Origin of the sequence: Macrococcus sp. S115, assembly GCF_030067655.1 — a bacterium.
Lineage (GTDB): Bacteria > Bacillota > Bacilli > Staphylococcales > Staphylococcaceae > Macrococcoides > Macrococcoides psychrotolerans.
The window spans coordinates 213,952-238,614 of sequence record NZ_JASJES010000002.1; the positions used below are offsets into that span (position 1 = coordinate 213,952).

At 36.7% G+C, this 24,663-nt stretch carries 31 protein-coding genes and 1 tRNA gene; 6 read left to right on the forward strand and 26 right to left on the reverse strand.

What is annotated here, in order from left to right; all coding sequences use genetic code 11:
- From QNJ52_RS04290 to QNJ52_RS04345, 12 genes are all read right to left on the reverse strand, one after another.
- Complete coding sequence (locus tag QNJ52_RS04290) at window positions 1-864, reverse strand: primase alpha helix C-terminal domain-containing protein (protein WP_283721960.1); 864 nt, start codon at window positions 862-864, stop codon at window positions 1-3.
- A gap of 59 nt (window positions 865-923) precedes the next feature.
- Window positions 924-1,481, reverse strand: a complete 558-nt coding sequence (locus QNJ52_RS04295) for a hypothetical protein (protein WP_283721961.1) — start codon at window positions 1,479-1,481, stop codon at window positions 924-926.
- A gap of 98 nt (window positions 1,482-1,579) precedes the next feature.
- Window positions 1,580-2,410, reverse strand: coding sequence for an AAA family ATPase (locus QNJ52_RS04300; protein WP_283721962.1), 831 nt, complete (start codon window positions 2,408-2,410; stop codon window positions 1,580-1,582).
- Entirely contained in the window at window positions 2,411-2,899 is a 489-nt protein-coding gene (locus tag QNJ52_RS04305; RefSeq protein WP_283721963.1) for a siphovirus Gp157 family protein, read from the reverse strand. It lies immediately after the preceding gene.
- On the reverse strand, window positions 2,896-4,197 hold the full coding sequence (locus QNJ52_RS04310; RefSeq protein ID WP_283721964.1) for a helicase-related protein: 1,302 nt from the start codon (window positions 4,195-4,197) through the stop codon (window positions 2,896-2,898). Before QNJ52_RS04310 ends, QNJ52_RS04305 begins: the two co-directional genes overlap by 4 nt.
- Window positions 4,127-4,438 carry a VRR-NUC domain-containing protein gene (locus QNJ52_RS04315; RefSeq protein WP_283721965.1) on the reverse strand — a complete coding sequence of 104 codons (312 nt, stop codon included), beginning with the start codon at window positions 4,436-4,438 and terminating at the stop codon, window positions 4,127-4,129. The genes QNJ52_RS04310 and QNJ52_RS04315 overlap by 71 nt, the downstream gene beginning before the upstream one ends.
- Complete coding sequence (locus QNJ52_RS04320; protein WP_283721966.1) at window positions 4,435-4,695, reverse strand: hypothetical protein; 261 nt, start codon at window positions 4,693-4,695, stop codon at window positions 4,435-4,437. The genes QNJ52_RS04315 and QNJ52_RS04320 overlap by 4 nt, the downstream gene beginning before the upstream one ends.
- Window positions 4,692-4,952: a hypothetical protein gene (locus QNJ52_RS04325; protein ID WP_283721967.1), complete on the reverse strand. Its 261-nt coding sequence runs from the start codon at window positions 4,950-4,952 to the stop codon at window positions 4,692-4,694. The genes QNJ52_RS04320 and QNJ52_RS04325 overlap by 4 nt, the downstream gene beginning before the upstream one ends.
- A gap of 87 nt (window positions 4,953-5,039) precedes the next feature.
- Window positions 5,040-5,165: a hypothetical protein gene (locus QNJ52_RS04330; protein ID WP_283721968.1), complete on the reverse strand. Its 126-nt coding sequence runs from the start codon at window positions 5,163-5,165 to the stop codon at window positions 5,040-5,042.
- Between the two features lie 167 nt (window positions 5,166-5,332).
- On the reverse strand, window positions 5,333-5,500 hold the full coding sequence (locus QNJ52_RS04335) for a hypothetical protein (protein WP_283721969.1): 168 nt from the start codon (window positions 5,498-5,500) through the stop codon (window positions 5,333-5,335).
- Window positions 5,497-5,772 (reverse strand): hypothetical protein, encoded by a 276-nt coding sequence (locus QNJ52_RS04340; RefSeq protein WP_283721970.1) that lies wholly within the window; start codon window positions 5,770-5,772, stop codon window positions 5,497-5,499. Before QNJ52_RS04340 ends, QNJ52_RS04335 begins: the two co-directional genes overlap by 4 nt.
- 13 nt (window positions 5,773-5,785) lie before the next feature.
- On the reverse strand, window positions 5,786-6,040 hold the full coding sequence (locus tag QNJ52_RS04345; protein ID WP_283721971.1) for a helix-turn-helix transcriptional regulator: 255 nt from the start codon (window positions 6,038-6,040) through the stop codon (window positions 5,786-5,788).
- 188 nt (window positions 6,041-6,228) lie between these two features.
- Between QNJ52_RS04345 and QNJ52_RS04350 the strand changes: the two genes are divergently transcribed.
- The 5 genes from QNJ52_RS04350 to QNJ52_RS04370 all read left to right on the forward strand — a co-directional run bounded on the left by QNJ52_RS04350 (window position 6,229) and on the right by QNJ52_RS04370 (window position 10,218).
- Window positions 6,229-6,582, forward strand: coding sequence for a helix-turn-helix domain-containing protein (locus QNJ52_RS04350; RefSeq protein ID WP_283721972.1), 354 nt, complete (start codon window positions 6,229-6,231; stop codon window positions 6,580-6,582).
- Between the two features lie 12 nt (window positions 6,583-6,594).
- Window positions 6,595-7,080: an ImmA/IrrE family metallo-endopeptidase gene (locus tag QNJ52_RS04355; protein ID WP_283721973.1), complete on the forward strand. Its 486-nt coding sequence runs from the start codon at window positions 6,595-6,597 to the stop codon at window positions 7,078-7,080.
- 27 nt (window positions 7,081-7,107) lie between these two features.
- The gene (locus QNJ52_RS04360; RefSeq protein WP_283721974.1) at window positions 7,108-8,046 is read left to right on the forward strand and encodes an SAP domain-containing protein; all 939 of its coding nucleotides are present in this window, start codon (window positions 7,108-7,110) and stop codon (window positions 8,044-8,046) included.
- A gap of 101 nt (window positions 8,047-8,147) precedes the next feature.
- Entirely contained in the window at window positions 8,148-9,098 is a 951-nt protein-coding gene (locus QNJ52_RS04365) for a hypothetical protein (protein ID WP_283721975.1), read from the forward strand.
- A gap of 73 nt (window positions 9,099-9,171) precedes the next feature.
- Window positions 9,172-10,218, forward strand: coding sequence for a site-specific integrase (locus QNJ52_RS04370; RefSeq protein WP_283721976.1), 1,047 nt, complete (start codon window positions 9,172-9,174; stop codon window positions 10,216-10,218).
- Between the two features lie 52 nt (window positions 10,219-10,270).
- Here the strand turns inward: QNJ52_RS04370 and QNJ52_RS04375 are convergent.
- The 14 genes from QNJ52_RS04375 to zapA form a co-directional block, all read right to left on the reverse strand.
- Window positions 10,271-10,344, reverse strand: a tRNA-Arg gene (locus tag QNJ52_RS04375).
- A 162-nt stretch (window positions 10,345-10,506) separates the two neighbouring features.
- Window positions 10,507-11,007 (reverse strand): metallophosphoesterase family protein, encoded by a 501-nt coding sequence (locus QNJ52_RS04380; protein ID WP_219492404.1) that lies wholly within the window; start codon window positions 11,005-11,007, stop codon window positions 10,507-10,509.
- Window positions 11,008-11,018: 11 nt separating this feature from the next.
- Window positions 11,019-11,594: an XTP/dITP diphosphatase gene (locus QNJ52_RS04385; protein ID WP_219492407.1), complete on the reverse strand. Its 576-nt coding sequence runs from the start codon at window positions 11,592-11,594 to the stop codon at window positions 11,019-11,021.
- The gene (gene racE / locus QNJ52_RS04390) at window positions 11,591-12,397 is read right to left on the reverse strand and encodes a glutamate racemase (RefSeq protein ID WP_241427441.1); all 807 of its coding nucleotides are present in this window, start codon (window positions 12,395-12,397) and stop codon (window positions 11,591-11,593) included. The genes QNJ52_RS04385 and racE overlap by 4 nt, the downstream gene beginning before the upstream one ends.
- Window positions 12,372-12,827: a MarR family winged helix-turn-helix transcriptional regulator gene (locus QNJ52_RS04395; RefSeq protein WP_219492409.1), complete on the reverse strand. Its 456-nt coding sequence runs from the start codon at window positions 12,825-12,827 to the stop codon at window positions 12,372-12,374. Before QNJ52_RS04395 ends, racE begins: the two co-directional genes overlap by 26 nt.
- A gap of 137 nt (window positions 12,828-12,964) precedes the next feature.
- Window positions 12,965-13,729 carry a succinate dehydrogenase iron-sulfur subunit gene (gene sdhB / locus QNJ52_RS04400; protein ID WP_219492412.1) on the reverse strand — a complete coding sequence of 255 codons (765 nt, stop codon included), beginning with the start codon at window positions 13,727-13,729 and terminating at the stop codon, window positions 12,965-12,967.
- Window positions 13,730-13,731: 2 nt separating this feature from the next.
- On the reverse strand, window positions 13,732-15,495 hold the full coding sequence (gene sdhA / locus QNJ52_RS04405) for a succinate dehydrogenase flavoprotein subunit (RefSeq protein ID WP_219492413.1): 1,764 nt from the start codon (window positions 15,493-15,495) through the stop codon (window positions 13,732-13,734).
- 30 nt (window positions 15,496-15,525) lie between these two features.
- Complete coding sequence (locus tag QNJ52_RS04410; RefSeq protein ID WP_099482861.1) at window positions 15,526-16,137, reverse strand: succinate dehydrogenase cytochrome b558 subunit; 612 nt, start codon at window positions 16,135-16,137, stop codon at window positions 15,526-15,528.
- A gap of 203 nt (window positions 16,138-16,340) precedes the next feature.
- The gene (gene uvrC, locus QNJ52_RS04415; protein ID WP_283721977.1) at window positions 16,341-18,125 is read right to left on the reverse strand and encodes an excinuclease ABC subunit UvrC; all 1,785 of its coding nucleotides are present in this window, start codon (window positions 18,123-18,125) and stop codon (window positions 16,341-16,343) included.
- Window positions 18,126-18,198: 73 nt separating this feature from the next.
- On the reverse strand, window positions 18,199-18,513 hold the full coding sequence (gene trxA / locus QNJ52_RS04420) for a thioredoxin (protein WP_012657226.1): 315 nt from the start codon (window positions 18,511-18,513) through the stop codon (window positions 18,199-18,201).
- A gap of 186 nt (window positions 18,514-18,699) precedes the next feature.
- The gene (locus QNJ52_RS04425; RefSeq protein ID WP_283721978.1) at window positions 18,700-21,036 is read right to left on the reverse strand and encodes an endonuclease MutS2; all 2,337 of its coding nucleotides are present in this window, start codon (window positions 21,034-21,036) and stop codon (window positions 18,700-18,702) included.
- Window positions 21,037-21,040: 4 nt separating this feature from the next.
- Window positions 21,041-22,744 (reverse strand): DNA polymerase/3'-5' exonuclease PolX, encoded by a 1,704-nt coding sequence (gene polX / locus QNJ52_RS04430; RefSeq protein WP_283722004.1) that lies wholly within the window; start codon window positions 22,742-22,744, stop codon window positions 21,041-21,043.
- 52 nt (window positions 22,745-22,796) lie between these two features.
- Complete coding sequence (locus QNJ52_RS04435) at window positions 22,797-23,339, reverse strand: CvpA family protein (protein WP_133433088.1); 543 nt, start codon at window positions 23,337-23,339, stop codon at window positions 22,797-22,799.
- On the reverse strand, window positions 23,332-23,604 hold the full coding sequence (gene zapA, locus QNJ52_RS04440; protein WP_041636060.1) for a cell division protein ZapA: 273 nt from the start codon (window positions 23,602-23,604) through the stop codon (window positions 23,332-23,334). Before zapA ends, QNJ52_RS04435 begins: the two co-directional genes overlap by 8 nt.
- A 99-nt stretch (window positions 23,605-23,703) precedes the next feature.
- Between zapA and rnhC the strand changes: the two genes are divergently transcribed.
- On the forward strand, window positions 23,704-24,645 hold the full coding sequence (rnhC, locus tag QNJ52_RS04445) for a ribonuclease HIII (RefSeq protein WP_283721979.1): 942 nt from the start codon (window positions 23,704-23,706) through the stop codon (window positions 24,643-24,645).
- Window positions 24,646-24,663: the final 18 nt, after the last annotated feature.

Here is a 24,663-nt window from a genome sequence, read left to right on the forward strand (position 1 = left end):
TCATGAGCGAATGATTGGTTCCTTACTCATAACGACTTTATCTTCATTACGTCTCGTCTGTTCAGTGCGTAATATACTGTTGAATGTTGTATCAAGTTCTTTCTGCGGTAGTGGTGGATTGTTACGTTCGTTCCACATGTTGACAATCTCGTAAGCAACGTATGGATCAATGAATCGTCTCAACAGGTGTCCTGTAAGTTGAGCGCAACTTTGATTACGTCCACCTTCTCCTTTTCCTCTTAATATATCGAGCCAATATTCATTACTCTGTACGTCCTCAGTCGATGCCTGAGCGATAACTTCTAATCTATCGAGTATTTCATCGAGAATGAAAATCTCTTCATCTACATAGTCAAATTCGTAAATATTAGGGTCTTCGCATGTCGGTAAGAACATAACTTGTGATAACACTTCGCTTGCAGGGTCTAAACAATCAAGTTCAAGTACATCATTTGTAATGTATTGAATTGCTGCACGATACTCCTGTGGCGATAACTCGTAAGGTTTATCAAGTGGTATTACCAAACGCATACGTGGTTTTTCTTCTGTATGGTTATGTGTACTGTATACTGCGAACCCGAACATAAAACGTTCTCTCACATGCTCGAATAGATTGAAATAGGGTGGCATCTCGTCAAAGTCGAATGTCAGTACCGAACGATTTAATGTGTTCTTATTATTTCTTTTCGGGTAAACCTGACCCCCAACAAAGCACATGTTTGATTTCTTCGGTCCAACTTTCGGTTTTGATAACACTGAGTATAGAAATGACACTGTTGTGTCTGTATTCTGTACAGGTGTTGTGTTGTACTCGTTCTCAAAGATAGTAATACTAATGTTGTTGTCGTGATCTAGTTCAATCATTAATGCACCTACTTTATAAATAAAGACTAGGTGTTACCCTAGCCTTATGATGTTGTGTATTAGAATGGATAATCTTCTGTACTGTCTGCAGTGTCTGTAGTTGCTTGTGCAAATGGATTATCTGTAGCTGCAGGTTGTGCGAATGGATTAGTTGACTGTGCGTTGTTATTGGATTCTTTAGCTTTATGTGCTTGTTCTTCAGGAGAAATCGGATACTCTTCGTTCCAATTGTCTGCTTTCTCTTTTTCATATTTTGCAGTGTATTTTAATTCGTTTCTGTATTTATCGCTGTACTCGTTGTACTCACGTTTAATATCTACAAATAATGGTTTACCGATTAAGTCGTTTGTATCGAATGTAAAGTTTGTTTTTTCTACTTGTAATCCTGCATTCTTACAGAAGTTGTAGAACCAATTGCGTACCCACCCTTGTTCAAAATCTGCTGATTGGTAATGTGTAAACTCTCTATCTTCTTTATCTGCGAATGTGATGTGTACTTGAGGGTAACCATTTTTAGTGCTTTCTGCTTTGATTGCTTTGATTTTCACTGTGTGTTTCCCTGCTGGTAAGAATGCTCCGAATTCTTTTGCGTCTGTAAAGTTGATTGTCATTTTCATAATTTATATACCGTCCTTAGTTTTTATTTGCACTTGAAGTGCTGTATTTTTTGTATGTTTTTTATATTGGTCCATGTGCTGAGTGTCTGTAAGTTTATTTAGTTACCATTTCTAATTGCATCAACTAACATTGATACCGTTGCATTTTCAAATCGTTTGTTGTTGATCGTTACATTTGGCGAGTGTCTAATCTTTGTTTCATATAGTTCTGATGGCTCAACTGATAAATAATAGTGTGGTGTTGTCACGCCATCTGTTTCAGTCACTTCTACTGATGCCCTAGCAAGTACATCAGCCTGTGATACGATTGCTTTCTTAATTTGGTCTTGTGCTTCGATACTGACCATCGCATTTATCGTTGCTCCGTCTTGGTCCTTTTCAGTATTTAACTTTTCATGACCTGTGATACCGAAGTGAAACTTATGTTCTTGCTGTAACTTACCGATGAATCTGTACATGTGAATAATCTTTGTTGCAGCAGCACCCCAATCGTTGAACGTTGGTTTCTTACTACTACCTTTCATGATGCCATCCATCGTAATGTCACGTAACTTCTGTACTGTTTCAATAACTACAATGTCAATCTGCTTACCGTTATCTCTCAGTTCTTTAAGAATTTGTGGCAAGTACTTGATAACATTTTCTAAATGCTCCCAATCTCTCACTTCAACAACTGCGCCATCTTGCGCGACTGTCGTTCCATCTTCGTTGATGTCTAAGATAAGAGCGTTATTCTCTCTTGTAAGTGCTGTTGTCTTCCCTGTGCCAAAGCGACCATACACAACGAATTTGTAATACTTCTCATTGTTCTGTTTCGCTAAGTTCTTAACACCTAATGCTTTGAGTGTTGATTGTTGTTGTGTTGCTGCAGGTGTTGGTGTTGGTGTTGGTATCGGTGTTGGTTTTGATTGTGTTTGTTGTGTTGTCATCTATTTCACCACCAAAGATTGTGAATTTTTAATTGATACTCCCTCAAATTCTCCTATATCTTTCACATAATTCAGTAATCCTCGCTTATCAAGTTTTGGCTCTTGATCAATGAAGAATTCTTTAGGAATGTTTTTCTCATCATCAATTTGTAGTGATGGTGCATTGTTGCGTATCGTTACAGTATTGAGTGCTGATTTCACTTTCTTCTGTCCTGTTTCTTCTAGGCTGTACATCAAGTTGTCCTTAAGTCGTGAAATACCGTTCATGTTCACTTTCTTACGTTCTTGCAGTCGTTTAATTTCCTGGTCGATTGCAATATTTTCTGTTTCGAAGTTCTTGATTACTCCTACATATCCATCAACCTTATCTTCAAGTGATAATTGAATTGATTCTAAAGTGTCGTTTAAAACTTGCTCGTCATAGTCTCCTGATTGTAGTAATTCAGAAACTTTAACAAATTGGTCTGTTAGTTCATAAAGTGTACTCATTCTGTCCCCTCCATATATTCATCGAACAACTTCTCTGTGAAGTCTTTCTTATCTTCTAGTGCCTGATATACTTTCATTTCGACAGTGCCGCGTGTTTTCAGTTGGTAGACTGTAAGTCTTTTCTTCATGCCTACACGCTGCGCTCGTCCTAGTGCCTGTACATAATCTTGGTACGAATATGTTGGTGTATAAATCACACACAGCGAGTTATATTGAAGTTCAATTCCTGAACCCCCTGCTTGATACTGTACGATTGTAATACTGTTCTTTAAGTCGTCCCACGTTTCATGATCAGGCATTGTTTTCTCTTGACCACTCACTTCGAAGATGGTCTTACCTAATTTTTCTGCTAGCGCCTTTATATCGTCCTTCTCTTTTGTAAAGTGGTAGAACACAAGTACGTTTTCATCTGTTCCATCGAGTAACATTTCAAGCCACTCTAACTTCTTCACTTGATTCGTGTGATACCTAAGTCCTGCTTGTAGTTTTGGTTGCGTATCAAAAAGTATGATTTCTTCTTTACCTTCATCATCTTTAACTTTCAATACTCTATCTTTCATAACAGTCTTGTACGTCTTACTCATTGGCAGATAGACCTGTTCGAACTGTATCTCAGGTAAATCGTGAAAGTAATCTGTTGGTCGCTCAACTGCGAATGAGTTGAACCACTGCTTTAATACATCCTGTTTGATGTATCCTGTAATAATCGGATACTGCTGTCCGTTCCCTTTACGCTTCATCTCTTTAATAGCGTAGTCACGTTCAAACTGTGTTTTATTCTTAACGTAACCATTGATGATGAAGTAGTTCATGCTGTCTCCCCAACCGTTAGACATTGGCGTGGCACTTAACATGCACCAACCTGTACTATGATCGATGAGTTTTCTTGCAAACTTTCCTGTGTTACTTGTCGGGTTTTTAATCCCCTGGCATTCATCGAATATGACATACATGTTCTTATATTCTTGCCATACGTCTTTTTGTCTTAACTTGCCATAGCTTAATGTGACGTAATCTATCGTTATGCCATATCGTTCTTCTACGAACTTTATCTCTCTGTCCCAACCACCCTCTAATATCTTTACAGGTGGTGCTACGATAAGGAGTGGTTCTCCTTCGTTGTGTTTCATATAGTGGTGTAAACTGATTAATGTTTTACCACTTGATGTTCCTAGTGCATAAAGTACGTTCTTGTTCGCTTCTTTAATCACTTCTGCTTGCGTTGGCTTAAGAATGAGTTTTGATGATACCGTTTCGAGTAAGCTCGAATTCAACTTCATCGACGCTTGTTGCGACAAGTGCGACACCTCCTGCTCTATTAATCCAATCAACATTTTCTTGCTGTAATGGTGCGATAATGCCACCTTTAGGACGTTTAACTTCAACTGCTACAAATCGACCATTTACACAAGCGAGAATGTCAGGTACACCAGCACGTTGAAATTGACTGCCACCATGGACCTTAAACACCCAACTGTTCTCGAATGATTCTAAGTAATCAATAATCGCTCTTTCGATTTTCTTCTCAACGTTACTCATTCTGATAACCTCCACCCTAGTAAGTAGCTACCTATCTGCGCGAGTTCATCTGTTACTGTCATTAAATATTCATCAAGTGCAACGATTACGTCATCATTTAAATAATGAGTATCTTCTATCGAGTAGAATTCGCCTTCGTAAATCGGTTCGCTATCCTTATTTGATATAATCTTCAAAGTCCAATGATCGTTTAACATTTCAATAAACTTTGTGAAACCATGATTTTTATAAGTGAATACAGATTTTTCGACTATCATATCAGCGCACCATCTTTCATAATTGACATCATGTACTCGTACTTTTCATACGCTGATTCGTGACTGTCATGTCTAAGTGATATATGAATATCTCTGTTTCCATATTCGTAAGAATCGCTAAAATGCGTTAATTCTATCCACCCACACATAGTATTGTGATTTATCCACACATCTTTCACATCGTTCTCAATAGCGTACTTATTCAATTCATTTAACATATATAGAAAATCTGATTTGCAAAATTCGATAGCTTCCATAATTTCTCCATTTCCTACCTGCGCAGAATATGTTACAATCGAGATGACTAGTAACGACTGCACATATCTGTTAAAGGTATGTGTTTTTTATTTGTCTTCATCTTCTTCTGTTTCTTCATCATCTTTAGTAACGAAAACATGGCTCTCATCTGCTTCATAAGAAGTGAATAACTCTTCCATCACATCTCTCATGAACTCGTTATCAGGTATCATCTCATCACCTCCTTTAACGAATGTATTGAAACTTAATCACGCCACCACTATCATCAAATCGCTTATGCACTACTCTAATATCGTTATGCCTTGTGTAATAATTCAAGTCACGTTTATATCGTTGTATCTGACCTTTTGTGTACGTCAGCACTATAATGTGACTAATCTTATTTATCGCTTTCAACGAACTCACTATTGACTACGAGTAGTAATGCTGCACACGATAGTACGATGAATAGTCCTGCTGTTTCGAGTGGAGCGAGATGGTCGCTTACTAATGTGATGATGTAGCTAATAGCGAGTAAAACAGTTGATGTTGCTATAATTAGTTTCATCTGTTACACTCCCTTACCATAAAATTTCTTATGAATTCTCTTGCAGGTGCCACTTCGATATAACGTTTATTGCTGCCTTCAAACCTTCTGATATATTGCTTAAAGTCCTGATGCGAATAAACTTTCTTTTCGAGATCACTGAATGATATTCCGCATATTTCAGGAAACTCATGTTTCGCGTCTGCAAAGTCTGCGTATTCACGTTGTGGCATTGCTTGTTGAAGTACTGCAACAAGTTCAGCTTTAACGTCTGATAAATCGATTGTTAGCATAGACTAACCTCCCTTAATCATTAAGCTCATTCATTTTAAGTCCTATTTTTGGGACATTCTCTTCAAAAAAATATTCATGCATGTTTAAACCTAAATGAGCACATAATAATCTCACTTCTTCCAAACTAAAAGTTGACCTATTTTCATTTATCTTTTGCGAAAATAAGGATTGCGTAATGCCAAGAACCTCCGCCAGTTCTTTTTGTTTGATGTCGTGTTCAATCATGTACTTTTTGAGTTTTAGGTTTGGTGGTTTGATTAAATCCATAAGCTTCTCCTTTCTCTTTTTATTGTCCCTTTTTTAGGACTACAATCATCTTAAACCATACAAAAATCGTTGTCAACGAATAAATTTCAAAAATAGGACAAAATATCGTATTATACGTTGCAATTTTGGGACACATACCTTATTATAGATATATAGAAAAAAATAATTAATTTTCGGAGGAAAATAAAATGTTTGCAACCAATCTTAAAAGACTTAGAGAAGAGAAGAAACTAACATATAGAGAATTAGCAGATGATCTAAATAAGAAATATGATGTAAAATTTTCTAAATCTACTATTCAACGTTGGGAAGAAAACACTTCATCTCCTTCGATTGCGCATGCTACAGCTTTAGCACATTACTTCAATGTTTCTTTAGATGATTTAACAAAAAATGAAGTAAAGCACGAAAAAACAGAAGAAAAAAATAACATCGAAACAATTGCAGCACATATCGATGGCGATGTGACTGATGAAGAAATGGAAGAAATATTAGCATACATAGAAATGAAACGCAGCTTAAGAAGAAATCGCAATAAGTAAGGAGTTGTGAAGATGCAACTTAGAGAGAAATTATTAGATCCTTATCCAAACATGGTAATCGAATATGATGAAAATATGCCTGCTAAGATGGGCGGATTATATGAACGGTACTTTGAATATCCTAACGGAATTATTACAATAACAGATAAACTTAATTACTATATGCAAAACGGTCATTTAGCTGAAGAAATTGGCCACCATGAGACTTCATATGGTGATGTCCTGTCATTCTACGATAAACAGTACAATGTTGATGCAGCAAGACAAGAGTTAAGAGCTCGACGTTTTGGCCACAAATTAATACTACCTTTAGAAAAACTTATTGAGTGCTACAAAAAAGGTCTTTGGGGAGATATATATGAGATGTGTCTACATCTTGAAATAGATCGAGTGCATTTCAATGAGGCAATTGAAGATTATAAAGCGAAGTTTGGATTATATGTTAGATATTCGGGCTATTTAATTCATTTTGAGCCATTAAAAATACAAAAAGTATAGATATATCTATTTATTAGGAGGCATATGATGAGAAAATTGACTGCTTTGGAACTTTTAGTAATGCATTTAATTAACGGAAAAACTAAAGGCACTGTATTAAGTAAAAAAGTATGGCCATATATATATCCTATTGACCCAATGACCATATTAAAAAATTTAATAAAAGATGGCGTTATATTAGAAAATTCTAACTTAATGCTTACTTTGTCAAAACTAAAAAAAACAGAATTAATAGAAATTCTTAAATTAAATAATTTAAGAATAAATGGTAATAAAAAAGATTTAGTTTTAAGATTAATTGAAAATGATGCTAATTTATCATCTGTATATTTGCCTGAGGTTTACACCATTAATAATGAATATGTTGATGTATATAAAGAAACAGAGTTCCTTTTGGAGTTTATCCATGGAATTGACATATCTATAGAAGATGCATATCGTTATTATATAACGCATCCTGGTATTTCAGAGTTTGATCTAAAAGTTGGTATATATTCAGATCGTATAAAATATTGGTTAAAGTCTGATAAATATACATCAATATACCAAATAAAATCATTATGCTTTACACTCTCAGAAATATATTTTCAGTACAAAGAATATAACTTAGGATTTTATTATTTAAATATTGCTTACTTGATTCATATTTCATTCTTACTCAGAAAGTATATTTTGAACAATGAATTTTACAATGCACACATAAATATGCCTATCAGCTCAAAAGATATAATCAAATATCGCTCTGCGATAGCTAATAACATTTTTACACTTTCTCAATTAGAATATGATTTAAAGAATGCTATTAAACCTTTTGAATTTAGTAATAAAGTAATTATTAATTCAGTTAATTTAATGTTAGCTATTATTCAAGATGAATTTGTAAATCCTAAGGCATATACAAAAGGATTATCTAAAGAAGATTTCGAAAATGGCTGGTTTAATAAAATAAAACTAGAAATGAATTGAGGTGGCAGATAACATCCTAAGATGAAAGTAATATAAAAGTAAATATTTTAAATAATGATAAGAACTAATGATTATCAGAACTAATGGAGGTATTTGGTAGAATGAATTATAAATCGTTAGCAGGACTTACAATCGCATCAGCATTATTATTAGGCGCATGTGGAGAAAAAGAAGGAAACGAAGAAGATAAAGCAGTAAATAAAGGTCGAGAAAATACAACGCAAAGCACCACTAATGAAGATAAAGGTTTCGCGAATGAAGAGAAAGAATACAACCAATATTCCAAAGCGCTACAAGAATATGCTGCAAAACTAAATGAAATAGCTGAAGGAAATGATGCTTCTTTGGATTCAGAGAATATTGTATCTCAAAAGTCTGTAGATCAATATAAGTCTGATTCACAAAAATACAAAGACGCTAAAGAAAAATTTATAAAAGATACTAAAGACTTAAAGATAATGAAAGATACAACTTTAGATAAAATGTTAAACGATATTGCGACAGTATATAGTATGGCTTATGAAGAAAACGCAAAGAATTTAGAGGTTGGCGCAAATGATGCGAATTATAGTGACGCTTCTTTATTAGCTGGATTATTTACAAATGCGGCACATATTAGCGCTCTTGAATATATAAATTCTGAATTAGAGTATTATGGTAAAGAAAAATTAGACGCAAATTTAACAGAAAAAATAGCGAATAATTTAAGTGAGCTAGTCTATACCGATACCGATGATGTAGACGAAGCATATAATGATATGCATAAAGCAAGTATATCTTTAACTGACATACCATCTGATGCTAACGACAAATTAATCACTCCTGGATTCACTATGGAATTATTCAAAGCAGCAGGAATGAATGATGGCACTAAAGATACTACAGTAAGTGAATATAACGACACTGTAGCTCGATACAACAAAGAAACTAACCCTTTAATAATTATGGGAGAAATTAAAGAACCTACCACTATGGATATAAACAATAATCTGATTGGCAGATGGAATAGCTTAGTGGACGTATACGACGAAAATGGAATTGAAAGAGAATAAAAACTTAATATAAGTCTGTCCTTTTTTGCAGGCTTATTTTTTTATACCTAAATTGAAGAAAAGGAGCATGAACATGGCTACATTTACAGTATATAAAAGAACGAATAAGAGTGGTTTTTCGTGGCAGTACGATGTGAAAGACCCGTCATTCAAGAATTGTAAGAAACGTAAGGCAGGATTTAAAACTAAAGCAGATGCAACGAATGCAGCACTTGAATTGATTAAACAGATTGATGATGGTAATTATATTCAGGATAACAAACGCTTTAAAGATTATTACAATGACTGGCTTGAAATCAACGGAAAACTTGATTTATCAGATAAGCAGGTCTATTGGTATAACAGAGCATTAACTTTATTTTTAGATCACTTCGGAGAAAATATACTTGTTAAGAATATCACTCGTTCAGAGTATCAGAAGTTTATCACTAATTACTCAAAAGGGCATGTGACCGAAACAGTACGTAAAGTGAATAATTTATTAAAGGCTTGTTTAAAGGATGCAGTATATGATGGTTATCTGAAAAAAGACCCTACTCATAAAATCAATTTTAAAGGTACTGTAGAAGCAAAGAAGGAACAGGCGAAGTATATGTCTATTGAGCAATACGAAGCTGTTATAGACTATCTAAAAGGCAAACATGAAAGAAGTTCTATATTACTTTATATTCTAGCAATCACAGGCGCACGATTTTCAGAAGTGAATAATTTAAGGTATGAAGATATTAGTATCAAAGACAATACTATTCATCTACATGGTACTAAGACAGAAAATGCTGATAGAATTGTGGAAGTATCTAAGAATGATGTTATTTTAATCAACAAACACCTTTTAAAACACCCTAAAAGAATAGACGGTAAAATCTTCATGTTGTCGCATACTGCTGTAAATAAGGTATTTAAAAAGCTTAAAACACATATAGGCATTTCAGATGAGATTACACCATACGCTTTAAGACACACACATGCATCGTACCTGATCAGTAAACAGATACCGATTGAATATATTAGCAAACGTTTAGGTCATGCGAACATATCAATCACGTTAGATATATATACACATTTACTTGATGAACATAAAAAAATACAGGGTCAACGAGTGAGAGAATTATTCTCCTGACACTCATTTGACACCTGCACTCTTGGAACGTTGTAATATCAACGTATTGGTACGTCCTGGGAGGGATTCGAACCCCCGACCGACGGCTTAGAAGGCCGTTGCTCTATCCAGCTGAGCTACCAGGACAATATTTAACACAAGATTAATTATAATCAACTTTAAGAGGTAAAGTCAACAACAATCGGAAAATAAATTGACTAATAATCACATCAATAATTTCTAATTACACAATAAAAAGATAAATACATTATAAAGCAGAGTCCTATCCAAGTACTCTGCCTTACTGTTCTACAATAAAATGATTTCTTTATCTGTAATTTCATGATTCTGATTATAATACGTTATCATCTGATTCTCTTCTTCAACCGTTAATACTGCATAGGTCTCCACGTCCTCACTTCTTGACTGAGCAATCGATCCAGGGTTGATACATACGACACCTTGCACTGTTTCAATATGCTTGACGTGAGTATGTCCATAGAAAGCAAGGTTACAATTTGCTTCAGCTGCTGCTTCTGCAAGTTTCACAAGACTTCTACCAACATCATATAAATGCCCGTGTGTTACAAAGGCATTTATATGATGCATCTGTATTCGTGTAGAAGATTGGAATTGATGACCATAATCACAGTTGCCTGCGACTCTGATATACGGCTTTAATTCAGGGTCACTATAATCAAATTCAGAATCACCGAGATGGATAAATATATCTGCATCGTCATGAACAGATACAATATCCGTCAAAATGCCTTTCATACGATGATTATCACTTACGATTACCCACTTCATAAGAACACCCCTTATATAATTTGTGAATCAAGTAATTGTTCAATTGCTTTACCACGATGTGAGATTCTTGCTTTTTCTTCATCTGTAAGCTCAGCTGTTGTTTTCCCGAGTTCTGGAACATAGAAGATTGGATCATATCCAAAGCCCTTATTTCCACGACGTTCAGTCAGTAATTCACCTTCAACTTCACCTCTGAAAGTTTTCGTCTTTTCTCCAGGGATACTCACTGCAATCACGCATACAAAACGTGCCTTTCGATTGTTCTGACCTTCCATCTGCTGCAGAACAAGATCCAGATTTGATTCATCAGTAGCATCTTCTCCAGAATAACGTGCTGAATATATTCCCGGTGCATTATTCAGTGCCTCTACTTCTAATCCAGAGTCATCACTTATCACGATCTTGTTCAGTAATTGACAGGCATGTTCTGACTTTAATGCTGCATTCTCTTCAAATGTCGTTCCGGTCTCTTCAACATCAAAATCTTTTATTAATTCTTTAATTCCAATCACTTTATGTGATTTAAAAATATGCTTAAAGTCATTGATCTTTCCTTTGTTTCCAGTAGCGATTACGATTTCTTTCATATATCCTCCAGTTGAATTGATTCGACATGTATATCTGGGTCTTTTAACCATTCTCTTGCAATCTCAGTAAAATGTTCTGCATCACCATTAACAAAGAAACGGTGTGCCGTAGCAGCAGGCTGTGTCACATGATCATTTCTAAACGTAAGAAGCGCACTCACCTCACGTGCCGTTTCTAGTCCTGATGAAATCACTTTCTTCTGATCATCGAAAAATCGATTGATATATTCCTGTAATAACGGATAATGTGTGCAACCGAGAATTACAGTATCACTTTTATGCGTCTTGAATTCCTGCAAAGCCTGAGAGATGATTCGCATACTTTCTGCTTCATCCTTATATCTTCTGCTTTCTACTAATGGTACGAATTCCGGACAACTTTTCCCAGCAACTTCAATATGAGGATTGATCATATGTATCTTCTCTTTATATGCATGCGAGCGTATTGTTCCTTCTGTTCCCAGCACAAGCACGTGATTATTTTCAGTCGTCATAATCGCTGTTCTGGCTCCGGGTTCGATTACACCGATAATCGGTATGTCAAATGTCGCACGCAGAGACTCAAGCGCGGCGGCAGTTGCAGTGTTACAAGCAATGACAAGCATCTTTATATGTTTATTAATAAGGAATTCTGCCAGCTGTATTGTGAATCGTCTTACTTCCTCTTGTGTACGCGGACCATAAGGACAACGCGCCTCATCGCCAAGATAGTAGATTGTTTCATTTGGAAGCTGTCGCATAATTTCTTTCGCTACAGTTAATCCACCAACGCCTGAATCAATTACTCCTATCGCTTGATTCAATACGTTCACCTTCTTCTGTTCCTTTATATAAAGCATGGGTATGCTTGTAGTAATCTTTAACACTGTATTCGGACGCTTTAACGAGTGACTGCAGATAACGCTGGCGTTTAATAATGACATCATCAATAAGCTGCTGTCCACGCTCCGTTAGATGAATATTCACTTTACGTTTATCCTCATCATCCTTTCTGCGCACAGCAAACTCTTTCTGAACAAGCTGATCCACTAGTTCTGATGTAGAAGATATAGCGAGATTCAGATGTTTAGACAATGCGCCAATCGTCATCGCGTCCGTCTCTTTAATCCACTGAACAGCTATAAACTGGACATCAGAGATGTTATACGCTATCAATTCTTGCCGACCTTCATTCTTGATGATATCTGCAAGTCTCCTAAGTTCATATTCTAAAGCAATAATATCCTGGTTCATAGGCGTCTCCTTTTACATATATACTCTTATCATAACAAATAATTACCCTAAGTTTCAGTAAATATATAATTCAAATATATTATTTTAAAAAAATAGCTTTCAGAAATTTAAATTTCTGAAAGCTATCATCTTACAAATTATTGAACTTGGTGGTCAGAACCAAAGAATGATTTGAACATCTGGAATGTTGTTTCACGGTTCATTGCCGCGATAGATGTTGTTAAAGGAATACCTTTAGGGCATGCTGTCACACAGTTTTGTGAGTTTCCACATTCAGCAAGACCACCTTCTCCCATCAGTGCATGGAGTCTCTCATCCTTGTTCATACTTCCTGTTGGATGTAAGTTAAACAAACGCACCTGAGAAATTGGCTGAGCACCCATAAACTTAGAATTTTTGTTCACATTAGGACATACTTCTAAGCAGACACCACACGTCATACATTTCGATAATTCATATGCAGTTTGACGTTTCTTTTCTGGCATACGCGGCCCAGCACCTAAGTCGTATGTGCCGTCAATCGGTACCCAAGCTTTTACACGTTTCAAGTTGTCGAACATCTTTGTACGGTCAACCTGTAAGTCACGAATAATCGGGAATGTAGCCATTGGTTCTAAACGAATTGGCTGCTCCAGCGTATCAATAATCGCTGAACATGATTGACGTGCTTTCCCATTAATCACCATAGAGCATGCGCCACACACTTCCTCAAGACAATTCATATCCCAGGTTACCGGCGTTGTCTTTTCACCTTTGTCATTGATTGGATTACGCTGAATTTCCATTAATGCAGCAATCACATTCATATTCGGGCGATAAGGAATCACGAAAGTTTCATCATAAGGTGCACTATTTGCATCTTTTTGACGTTTAATAATCAGTTTGATTGATTTTTCTGCCATGATTATTTACCTCCTTTACTTGATTTAGAGTAGTCACGAACACGTGGCGGGATTAAAGATACGTCCACTGGCTCATATGAAAATTCGGGTGCCTCTTTCGGACCCCTGTACTTCGCCATCGTTGTCTTTAACCACTCTTCATCGTTACGCTCAGGGAATTCCGGTTTATAATGGGCGCCACGAGATTCATTACGATTGTATGCACCAATGGTCATGACACGTGCTAACACTAACATATTCCAAAGCTGGCGCGTAAAGAAGACAGCCTGGTTGCTCCACAATGCTGTATCCTCCATATCAATATCATGATAACGTCCCATAAGCTCAACGATCTTCTTATCTGTTTCAAGCAGACGATCGTTATGACGCACTACAGTAACGTTGGCCGTCATGATTTCTCCAAGTTCTTTGTGCAGTTTATACGCATTTTCAGTTCCTTTCATATTCAGCAATGCATCAAAGCGTTTCTGTTCTTTTTCAACATGCTGCGTATAAATTTCTTCTGATACGTCTTCATATGATTTTTCTAGACCTTTAATATATTTAATTGCGTTAGGTCCGGCAACCATACCGCCGTAAATTGCAGATAGTAATGAGTTCGCACCTAAACGGTTACCCCCGTGCTGTGAGTAATCACATTCACCAGCTGCAAATAATCCAGGAATGTTGGTCATCTGATCGTAGTCGACCCATAATCCACCCATTGAGTAATGTACTGCCGGGAAGATCTTCATTGGCACTTTGCGTGGATCATCCCCTGTAAATTTCTCATAAATCTCAATAATACCACCAAGTTTAACATCAAGTTCATGAGCATCCTTATGTGATAGATCAAGGTACACCATATTTTCTCCGTTAATACCAAGCTTCTGGTTGACACATACGTCGAAGATTTCACGCGTTGCGATATCACGAGGTACTAAGTTGCCATAGTCAGGATATTTTTCTTCTAAGAAGTACCAAGGTTTACCATCTTTATACGTCCATACACGTCCACCTTCACCACGAGCTGATTCACTCATCAGACGTAGTTTATCGTCTCCAGGAATCGCTGTTGGATGAATCTGGATGAATTCGCCATTTGCGTAGATTGCACCTTGCTGATAAACAACAGACGCCGCTGAACCTGTGTTGATCATAGAGTTTGTTGATTTACCGAAGATAATTCCAGGACCACCTGTCGCCATAATTACAGCATCAGATTTGAATGACTTAATTTCAGATGTTGTTAAGTTCTGTGCAATGATACCACGCGCAGCACCTTCATCATCAATAACCGCACCAAGGAATTCCCATCCTTCATACTTCGTAACTAAACCTTCTACTTCAAATTTACGTACTTGTTCATCTAATGCATATAATAATTGCTGACCAGTTGTCGCACCTGCATATGCAGTACGGTGGTGTAAAGTGCCACCGAAACGACGGAAATCAAGTAGGCCTTCAGGTGTTCTGTTGAACATCACACCCATACGGTCTAATAAATGAATGATTCCAGGTGCCGCTTCTGTCATTGCTTTAACTGGAGGTTGATTCGCTAAGAAATCCCCTCCGTAAACTGTATCGTCAAAGTGAATATATGGTGAGTCACCTTCACCTTTTGTATTAACTGCCCCATTAATACCGCCTTGTGCACAAACAGAGTGTGAACGCTTCACCGGTACAAGTGAGAATAGATCAACCGGTGTACCTGATTCTGCCGCTTTAATTGTTGCCATAAGACCGGCTAGTCCCCCACCGACAACGATAACGTTACTTTTTGCCATTGATATGTCACTCCCCTAAATATCTATAAATTATACGAATGCGAATAACGCTCTTAAACCGATAAACGTAACGACGATAAACACTAATAATGACACGTATGCCATAACGTTCTGTGACTTCTGAGATTGTGTAATACCCCAGCTCACTGCAAACGACCATAGTCCATTAGCAAAGTGGAAGATTACGCTTACAATTCCAATTACATATAAGATTAACGTAATCGGATTACTAAATAAATCCGCCATCATATCATAATTAACATGATGTCCAAGTGCTGCCTGAACACGCGTCTGCCAAACGTGTACCGCGATAAAGATAAATGCAATAACCCCCGTTACACGCTGCAATAAAAACATCCAATTACGGAATGTTGAATAACGCTGTACATTATTTTTCGCAGTAAAAGCAATGAAAACACCATAAATTGCATGGAATAGAATCGGTAAATAGATTACCAAAGTTTCTAATACAATCTTAAATGGTAAATTCCACATAAAGTCAGAAGCTTTATTGAAACTTTCCGGCCCTGCTACTGCAAAATGGTTGATGACTAAATGCTGAATCAAAAAGACACCGAGCGGAATTACACCAAGTAATGAATGTAGTCTGCGTAGTGCAAAAGATTTGTCTGAACTTGCCAAGTGAGGTCCCCCCTATAAACTATTAGTAATTTCACAAATTCAATAATACGCCTCTTATGTATCGAAATCAAGAAACCGATTACATTTAATATTAAAAAAAAGTTTGTGAAATCAATTGTTGTTCTTATTGTATCATTTATTCATACGTTTTGGGATATGAAAATGATTCTCAATTATATGATTTCACAAACATTTAAAACGATTTATTCAAGATTTAATTTTGTCTTTACTTCAATTGCAAGCTTCTCCGGCAATCCAGCAGCACTAATTTCTTCAACCGAAGCTTCTTTGATGCGCTTAACAGAACCGAAATGTTTCATCAGCTTCTGCTTGCGTTTTGGACCCATACCTTCTATTTGATCGAGCTGTGAAGATAGGCCTGTCTTACGTCTAGTATTGCGATGAAAACTGATTGCAAAACGATGCACTTCATCTTGAATACGCTGTAGTAAATAGAAGCTCTGACTCTTCTTATTCAGTGGAATGATATTAAATTCATCACCATAGATGAGTTCACTTGTCATATGTTTATCATTCTTCTTAAGACCTGCAACTGGAATATCAAGATTAAGCTCATTGATAAGAACATCCTGAACACTTGTCATATGGCCTTTCCCGCCATCGACGATAATCAAGTCTGGTAACGGCAGATTTTCTTTAAGCACCCTCGTGTAACGACGTCGGACAACTTCTCGCATACTTGCATAATCATCTGGTCCGGACACCGTCTTAATCTTATACTTACGATAATCACGTTTACTTGGTCTGCCATCAACAAAAGTAATCATCGCCGCAACGGGATCCACACCTTGAATATTTGAGTTATCGAAAGCTTCAATTCTAATCGGTGTTTCAATACCCATTGCATTCCCAAGCTCTTCTATCGCTTTTATCGTTCTAGATTCGTCACGCTCGATTATGTCAAATTTATTTGCCAATGCAATTGTCGCATTTTTCACTGCCAGGTCGACCATCTCTTTTTTCTTGCCTTTTTTAGGCTGAATCACTTTGGTGTCTACAACTGAGCGGACCATCTCTATATCCAATCCCAGGGGTATATGCACTTCACCTGGCAATATATTCTCTTCTAATTGGTAGAACTGTCCAATAAAATTATAAAAGTGACTCTTCGCGTCATCCATCAACGGAATCATCTGTACCTTACGCTCAATTAAGTTTCCTTGACGGATAAAGAATACTTGCACACACATCCAGCCTTTATCTACATTGAAACCGAATATATCACGTGTCGTCATATCACTGGTCATCATCTTCTGTTTAAACATCAATGATTCTACATGCTGTATGAGATCCCGATATTCTTTTGCCTCTTCAAACTCAAGATTTTCTGCTTTCTCATTCATCTTCTCTTTAAGTTCTTCGACAATGGTCGTATCCTGTCCGTTTAAAAAATTAGTAACAATCTGTATGTATCTCTGATATTCTGCTTGATCAACATCATACACGCACGGACCGAGGCACTGACCGATATGGTAATATAGACACAATTTATCAGGCAGGTGCGTGCATTTTCTAAACGGAATAATTCTATCCAGCAGCTTCTTCGTTTCATGAGCAGCATACGCATTTGGATACGGACCGAAATATTTTCCGCTATTTTTCTTTACTGTTCTTGTAACAAGAAGTCTCGGATGCTTTTCATTTGTAATCTTGATAAATGGGTAACTCTTATCATCTTTCAGTAAGATATTATATCTTGGATAGTGCTTTTTAATGAGTGTCAGTTCGAGCAATAATGACTCAATCTCTGTACTAGTCACAATATATTCAAAATCACGTATTTCCATTACAAGACGCGTCGTCTTCTCATCGTGACTCCCCGTAAAATAACTGCGTACACGGTTTCTTAAGTTCTTTGCCTTGCCGACATAGATGACTTGGTTATTCCTGTCTTTCATCAAGTAACATCCAGGTTCAGATGGCAATACGGATAATTTATTCTTTATTTGTATTTCATAATCTTCCACGACATTCACCACACATTCATTCAGTCATAAAAAAAAGGGCAGAGACTAGAGTCCCGCCCGCAAGTATTATTGATTAGTAATGTTTCGCAAGCACAGCTTGTAATTGTTCTTTAGGTTGGAACCCTACAACTTTGTCTACTGCTTGACCATCTTTAAATACGATTAAAGTTGGGATGCTCATCACTTCAAATTTAGCTGCTGTTGCTTGGTTTTCATCAACATCAACTTTAACGATGTTTGCTTTACCTTCAATGTCTTTTGCTAAATCTTCTAATACAGGTGCAATCATTTTACAAGGCCCACACCAAGGTGCCCAGAAGTCTACTAAAGTCACACCTTCTTTAATATTATCTTCAAAGTTACTATCAGTTGCATTAATTAAAGCCATAATTTATTCCTCCATATCTATTTCATTTATAAAAGGAGTATATCAAATAAATATCTGATGGTCATTCCTTTTGCTCATTTATTAAACTACAAATAAATAAATGATGCCACCTAAAAGCATCAGTACTGAAATTACAATCAGCACCTTTGCGAGCTTATACATATCGAAATTATCCATAGCTCCTCCTTACTTCAGTTCAGCAACTGTAACGCCAAATCCACCTTCTGAAGGTGTACCTCCACGGAAACTTGATACAGCTTTTGAACGTCTTAAATATTGTTGCACTCCTTTTTGAAGGGCACCGGTCCCTTTACCGTGAATGATTGTCACCTGTTCATAATTACTGAGAAGCGCCTGATCCAGATATTGCTCTAGTTTTATTAGTGCATCTTCATAGCGTTCACCGCGCAGGTCCAGTTCCATCTTAATTGTCTGACGATTACTTCGCGGTACTACACGAATCTTATCCTCTTTAGGCGGTGCTTCTTTTTCGAGTTCATCAAGCGGTAATTTCATCTTGATAATTCCCATCTGTACAATTGCTTCCTTGCCATCTACGTCAAGAATGACTCCTTTTTGACCGTAGCTTAACACTTTTACGTGGTCACCTTTTTCTATCACTTCATTCTTCGTTGATTTTTTATCTGCTTTAATCTTTGTTTCATGATACATTTTACCGAGTTTTGAACGTTTTTCAATCAATTCGTTTTCTTTTATATCTGCATTTGATTTTAAGTTACGTAATGTTTTTAATAGTTCATCCGCTTCTTTTTCAGCATCTTTAACAATCTTATTCGCATCTTGTTTCGCACGTTCAATTAAGTTTTCTTTTTGTGCTAAATAACTATCAAAGTTCTTCTTTAAGTCACTATGCAATGACTGAACTTCTAACTTCAGCTGTTCTGTGAAGATGCGATCATCTTCCATCTGCTTTGCATTACTTTCTAAGCTTTTGATCATATTATCTATCTCAACATCATCCATTTGAATCATTTGTCGTGCATGCTTTATGATCGAAGGACTCAGTCCTAACTTCTTCGCGATATCAAACGCATTACTTTTACCTGGTACTCCCATCAGCAAACGATAAGTTGGACTTAATGTTTCAATGTCAAACTCCACACTCGCATTCATAACACGATCACGATTATAACTATAAGCTTTGAGTTCTGGATAATGCGTTGTCGCCATCGTCATAATGTTCTGCTCGAGACACTTATCTAATATACTCATCGCCAGTGCTGCACCTTCACTCGGATCTGTTCCTGCACCAAGTTCATCAAACATAACGAAACTGTTACTTGTCATATCTTTTAATATCGATACAATATTTGTCATATGGCTTGAGAACGTTGACAGTGACTGCTCAATTGACTGTTCATCTCCGATATCACAGAATACTTCATCAAAGATACTGATTGCTGCACCTTCAGCAGCAGGTATCATCATACCACTTTGTGTCATCAAGATAATCAGCCCAGTTGTTTTTAATGTTACTGTCTTACCGCCTGTATTTGGTCCAGTAATGATGACGGTCTGTGTGTCACCGATAAAACTAATATTATTTTTTACGACCGTATCAGCTGGTAATAATGGATGCCATGCCCCTGGTAAATCTACAGTACGTGCTTTTACAACATTCGGCATGACCATCTTGTTACGGTTTCCATATTTCGCTTTAGCCATAAGTACGTCTAAATCAGATAACACATCCGTCGAATATGTCAGTGCATTATCATATTCTGCGACTTCATTCATCAGTTCATACAGAATACGCTCAACTTCTTCTTGTTCACGATGCGTTACTGCACTCAGTTCTGTTGATAACTGTACAATACTGTTAGGTTCAATGTAAAATGTCTGGCCGCTACTCGATGTATCATGAACGATACCAGGAAAATCCTGTTTATATTCACTGCGCACCGGAATTACTTGTCGTCCATTACGAATCGTCACAATCGCATCTGATAACTTCTTCTGGTTATTCGAGCTGCGAACGATACTTTCTAATCGCTCTTTTATACGACGGTTGATACGGTTCATCTCTTGACGTATCTCCGAGAGTTTTGGAGACGCATGGTCAAACAATGTCGTTTCATCACACTTAGACTGTATACTTTCAGCAAGTTCCGTCACTTGAGGTAACTGTTGGAACTTATGATATGTCACCGGAATTTCCAGTTCACGCTCTTCATATAAGTTCGCGATATATGTTTTATAACGATTGACGACTTTAATATTGTTCTTAATTTTATTTAATTCAACAACCGAAAGTACTGATCCGATTACTGCACGGCGTACGAGCGACTGAATATCGCTCAGCATACTCATGCCAGGTTCTGTTTGTGTCATTTCTATTAGACGTGCTTCTTCAAGGTGTGCAAGCATGCTATCTATTTCAGCTTCGTCGCTGATAGGTTGTGTCATCCTCACTTTTTTGCTTGAAAGTTCATTTTGAGTAAATGCGTCAACACGCTCAATAATTTTGTTATATTCTAATATATTTAATGCTTTTTTATTCATATGATTACTTCCCATTCTGTATCCAAGATTTAAAGGCTTCACGTGGCAAAGTATTTATTACCTGTTCTTTTTTCACATAGCCTTTTATTGCTGTACTCACACCATATTTCATTAAATCAAGCTGTTCGATTGCATGCGCGTCTGTATTGATCACAAGTTTAATATCTGAGTATTGCTTTAATACGTCACTCGATAAGTCAAGACGCATCGGATGCGCATTGACTTCAAGGATGGTATTTGTCTTCTGTGCAGTTTCGATGAGCTTTGACATGTTTACATGATAACCATTACGGCGACCAATCAACCTGCCCGTTGGATGAGCAATATGTCTGACGTATGGGTTGTTACAGGCATTGATCAGGCGTTTCATAATCTCATCTTCACTTTGATTCAACGACTGATGAATAGCACCGATACAATAGTCAAGCTGTGCTAGTACATCATTGCTGTAATCCATTTCACCATCTGCTAGTATATCCATCTCAACGCCTGAATAAATATCAATTTCTGAATATTGTTCATTCAAGGCTTTAATACGTGCATGCTGTTCTAACAAACGTTCTTCTGACAATCCATTTGCGACATGTAAACTTTTCGAGTGATCCGTAATCATCATATATTCGTATCCTTTAGCGATACATGCTTCGATCATCTGTTCTAACGTATGCGCACCATCACTATATGTAGTATGCATATGTATATCACCACGAATGTCTTCAGGCTGAATAATCTCACCAAATTCTTTAAATTCAAATTCGGAACCGTCCTGGCGCATTTCAGGAGGAATAAATGTTTGATCAAAATGTTGATAAATTTCAGCTTCTGATTGCATCTGAATCAGATTTCCATCATCAGTTGTAATGCCATATTCACTTATCTTCTCATTTCTTTCTTTTGCAAGCTGACGAATTCTAATGTTATGTTCCTTACTCCCAGTGAAATGCTGTAACATATGCGCATAGCCGTCGGAATCTGTAAACCTGAAATCAACCGTCGTAATTAAATCTTCTCTTTCAGCCTGTATCGTAACTTTCTCATCACCAGCAAGTTCAACTTTCTTGATAAACGGTAATGCTGTTAACTGTGCTTTTACAGTTTCACGATCACTTGTTTCAACAATATAGTCAATATCCTTCGAAAATTCATTGCGACGTCTAAAGCTGCCAGCTACACTGAAACGATCGATTTCATCAATTTGAGCGAGTGCTGCATCAATCATCTGCGTAAACTGATGCACTTGATAAATACTGAGTTTCTCTGTCATCGTTAACATTTCTTCTATACCTGACAGTATATTCTCTTCAGACTTTTTACCAAATCCCGCAAGGGCACTGATTTCATTATTCAGACACGCCGCTTTTAATTCATCGACAGTTGTAATTCCAAGAGCATCATTAATCTTCACAATCTTTTTAGCACCTAGATTACGAATCTTCAGCATCTGTATAAATCCTTCAGGAACTTGTTCCTTTAACGTTTTAAGTAGCGATGATTCATGATGAGCTCTAATATCTTCCAGCACTTCAGCAACACCTTTACCGATGCCTTTAATTTGTGTGAAATCAGATACTGCGTTGATGTCGTCTTCGAATGTCTCTAGATTCGCTGCTGCTTTACGATATGCAGAAACTTTGAATGGATTCTCAGCTGAAAGTTCAAGTAATGTCGCAATACGTTCTAACTGCTTTATATAATCTTTTTTTGTAATACTCATAATACCCTCCAAAATAAAAGCCATAGACAAGTAGCCTATGACTTTATTAAATGATAAACCCTGCATATTCAAACAGATGTTTCGCAAAATTACTTAATACCGGGGTATGGTTCGCAATTAAATTTGCGATAATGCTTCCTTCTAATTTCGTTTGTATTGCTGTTATCGGAATCATTGACAATAGAAATAGCACGATAAATATGAGAAGATGCGACTCAATAAATCCTAATATCGCTCCAAACAAACGATTGAACTGTTTCAGTAATGGTAACTGTGCAATATAATCAAAAACAGTTGCAATAAATTGAAGGATTACCTTACTCAATAAAAATAATATTACAAAACTTACAACGTTATAAAATGTCATTTCATTAGTGATCATATTCAAAAACTTCGACTCATAATTTCCTTCTGTCGATGGAAATGGAATCATAAGCACGAGCTTTTGTGCCAGGTCCTTATAAAATAGCTGTGCAATAATGAACGATCCGAGTGTACCGATCAAATGTAGTGATTGTAAGATCAATCCTCTTCTAAAACCGATAATCGTTCCTAGACACAAAAAGAATATCAATAAAATATTAATCATGACTGTTATTACCCTCTAGACGATTCAACTTATCTAACAGTAAATCGTGTTCTTCCTTTAGTTTCACATAATCATCCATCACGTTAACTGCTGCAAGCACAGCCTTTCGTGAAGTGTCGAGACCTGCATTGTACTTCGCAATCTCCCGAATACGTTCATCAACAAGACTCGCAACGTGACGGATATGGCTCGGCTCTTCTTCGCCGAGAATAGTATAGAACTGATCATATATGTTTACAGTAATACGATTCTTAAACTCTCCCATATCAACACTCCGACATCGTCATTTATTTTAGTTTATGTTACCATTTTTATAGGATAATTAACAATAAAAACATACTATCATGTAAGAAAGCAGGCAAAAATGAGCAATAAAGTATACCTATTAAATGCTGAACAAGCAAAAAGAATAGAAGATATATTACCTGTACCCAGTACTACAAGCCTTCCACAAGGTACGAAATATCGAACAAAACTATCCGGTCATACAGTAACACTCTACAACTCCAATAAGTTGATGATTCAAGGTTCAAATAGTGAAGTAATCGGTGAACAAATTCTTTCTAAAGCTGGTATTCAACTCACTCAGCAACTTCCAGACAGTAATTCTACCTCTAAGCATAACGTATCCATTGAAAGTATCCAGTATGATCACTTCAACTGTATTGGTAGCGATGAAGCAGGTTCTGGGGATTACTTCGGACCGATGACCGTTGTCGCGAGCTATGTATCAAAGAAAAATGCTGAAATTCTGAAAGTGCTTGGTGTCATGGACTCTAAGAATCTCAAAGACAGACAAATTATAGAACTTGCAGAACAAATCATCCCGATAATCCCACATTCACTGCTCGTCCTAGATAACATCAAATATAATGAACGTAAACAGATGGGCTGGTCACAAGTTAAGATGAAGGCGGTGCTGCATAATGAAGCGATTAAAAACGTGCTGAATAAAATAGACGAACCTGTGGAATACATTGTAATCGACCAGTTTGCAGTTCAAGGCGTATATGAAAATTATGCACTCGGCGCAATACCTGAGCGCAATAAAACTAAGTTCGAAACGAAAGGCGAATCTAAAGCGATTGCCATCGCCGCAAGCTCCATTATTGCAAGATATGCGTTTGTAAAACATTTCGAACAAATAATTAAAGAGACCGGCATCTCAATCACAAAAGGAGCAGGCGCTAAAGTAGATGCTGAAGCTGCAAAAATTATTAAACTTAGAGGCCTTGATTATTTAGATACGATAACGAAAAAAGACTTTAAAAACAGAGAAAAAGCATTGAAGCTCATAAAAAAATAAGCTGACGATTGTCAGCTT

Bases quoted from the DNA above. Each gene is read 5' to 3' on its own strand.
- QNJ52_RS04355 (WP_283721973.1), top strand. From the start codon at position 6,595: ATGCAACTTAGAGAGAAATTATTAGATCCTTATCCAAACATGGTAATC.
- QNJ52_RS04320 (WP_283721966.1), bottom strand. From the start codon at position 4,695: ATGATAGTCGAAAAATCTGTATTCACTTATAAAAATCATGGTTTCACA.
- sdhB (WP_219492412.1), bottom strand. From the start codon at position 13,729: ATGGCAGAAAAATCAATCAAACTGATTATTAAACGTCAAAAAGATGCA.
- trxA (WP_012657226.1), bottom strand. From the start codon at position 18,513: ATGGCTTTAATTAATGCAACTGATAGTAACTTTGAAGATAATATTAAA.
- QNJ52_RS04365 (WP_283721975.1), top strand. From the start codon at position 8,148: ATGAATTATAAATCGTTAGCAGGACTTACAATCGCATCAGCATTATTA.
- QNJ52_RS04315 (WP_283721965.1), bottom strand. From the start codon at position 4,438: ATGAGTAACGTTGAGAAGAAAATCGAAAGAGCGATTATTGATTACTTA.
- QNJ52_RS04380 (WP_219492404.1), bottom strand. From the start codon at position 11,007: ATGAAGTGGGTAATCGTAAGTGATAATCATCGTATGAAAGGCATTTTG.
- QNJ52_RS04345 (WP_283721971.1), bottom strand. From the start codon at position 6,040: ATGGATTTAATCAAACCACCAAACCTAAAACTCAAAAAGTACATGATT.
- QNJ52_RS04340 (WP_283721970.1), bottom strand. From the start codon at position 5,772: ATGCTAACAATCGATTTATCAGACGTTAAAGCTGAACTTGTTGCAGTA.
- QNJ52_RS04350 (WP_283721972.1), top strand. From the start codon at position 6,229: ATGTTTGCAACCAATCTTAAAAGACTTAGAGAAGAGAAGAAACTAACA.
- QNJ52_RS04295 (WP_283721961.1), bottom strand. From the start codon at position 1,481: ATGAAAATGACAATCAACTTTACAGACGCAAAAGAATTCGGAGCATTC.
- sdhA (WP_219492413.1), bottom strand. From the start codon at position 15,495: ATGGCAAAAAGTAACGTTATCGTTGTCGGTGGGGGACTAGCCGGTCTT.
- QNJ52_RS04290 (WP_283721960.1), bottom strand. From the start codon at position 864: ATGATTGAACTAGATCACGACAACAACATTAGTATTACTATCTTTGAG.
- QNJ52_RS04425 (WP_283721978.1), bottom strand. From the start codon at position 21,036: ATGAATAAAAAAGCATTAAATATATTAGAATATAACAAAATTATTGAG.
- QNJ52_RS04300 (WP_283721962.1), bottom strand. From the start codon at position 2,410: ATGACAACACAACAAACACAATCAAAACCAACACCGATACCAACACCA.
- QNJ52_RS04335 (WP_283721969.1), bottom strand. From the start codon at position 5,500: ATGAAACTAATTATAGCAACATCAACTGTTTTACTCGCTATTAGCTAC.
- QNJ52_RS04385 (WP_219492407.1), bottom strand. From the start codon at position 11,594: ATGAAAGAAATCGTAATCGCTACTGGAAACAAAGGAAAGATCAATGAC.
- zapA (WP_041636060.1), bottom strand. From the start codon at position 23,604: ATGGGAGAGTTTAAGAATCGTATTACTGTAAACATATATGATCAGTTC.
- QNJ52_RS04395 (WP_219492409.1), bottom strand. From the start codon at position 12,827: ATGAACCAGGATATTATTGCTTTAGAATATGAACTTAGGAGACTTGCA.
- rnhC (WP_283721979.1), top strand. From the start codon at position 23,704: ATGAGCAATAAAGTATACCTATTAAATGCTGAACAAGCAAAAAGAATA.
- QNJ52_RS04360 (WP_283721974.1), top strand. From the start codon at position 7,108: ATGAGAAAATTGACTGCTTTGGAACTTTTAGTAATGCATTTAATTAAC.
- QNJ52_RS04325 (WP_283721967.1), bottom strand. From the start codon at position 4,952: ATGGAAGCTATCGAATTTTGCAAATCAGATTTTCTATATATGTTAAAT.
- QNJ52_RS04305 (WP_283721963.1), bottom strand. From the start codon at position 2,899: ATGAGTACACTTTATGAACTAACAGACCAATTTGTTAAAGTTTCTGAA.
- QNJ52_RS04370 (WP_283721976.1), top strand. From the start codon at position 9,172: ATGGCTACATTTACAGTATATAAAAGAACGAATAAGAGTGGTTTTTCG.
- QNJ52_RS04330 (WP_283721968.1), bottom strand. From the start codon at position 5,165: ATGATACCTGATAACGAGTTCATGAGAGATGTGATGGAAGAGTTATTC.
- QNJ52_RS04435 (WP_133433088.1), bottom strand. From the start codon at position 23,339: ATGATTAATATTTTATTGATATTCTTTTTGTGTCTAGGAACGATTATC.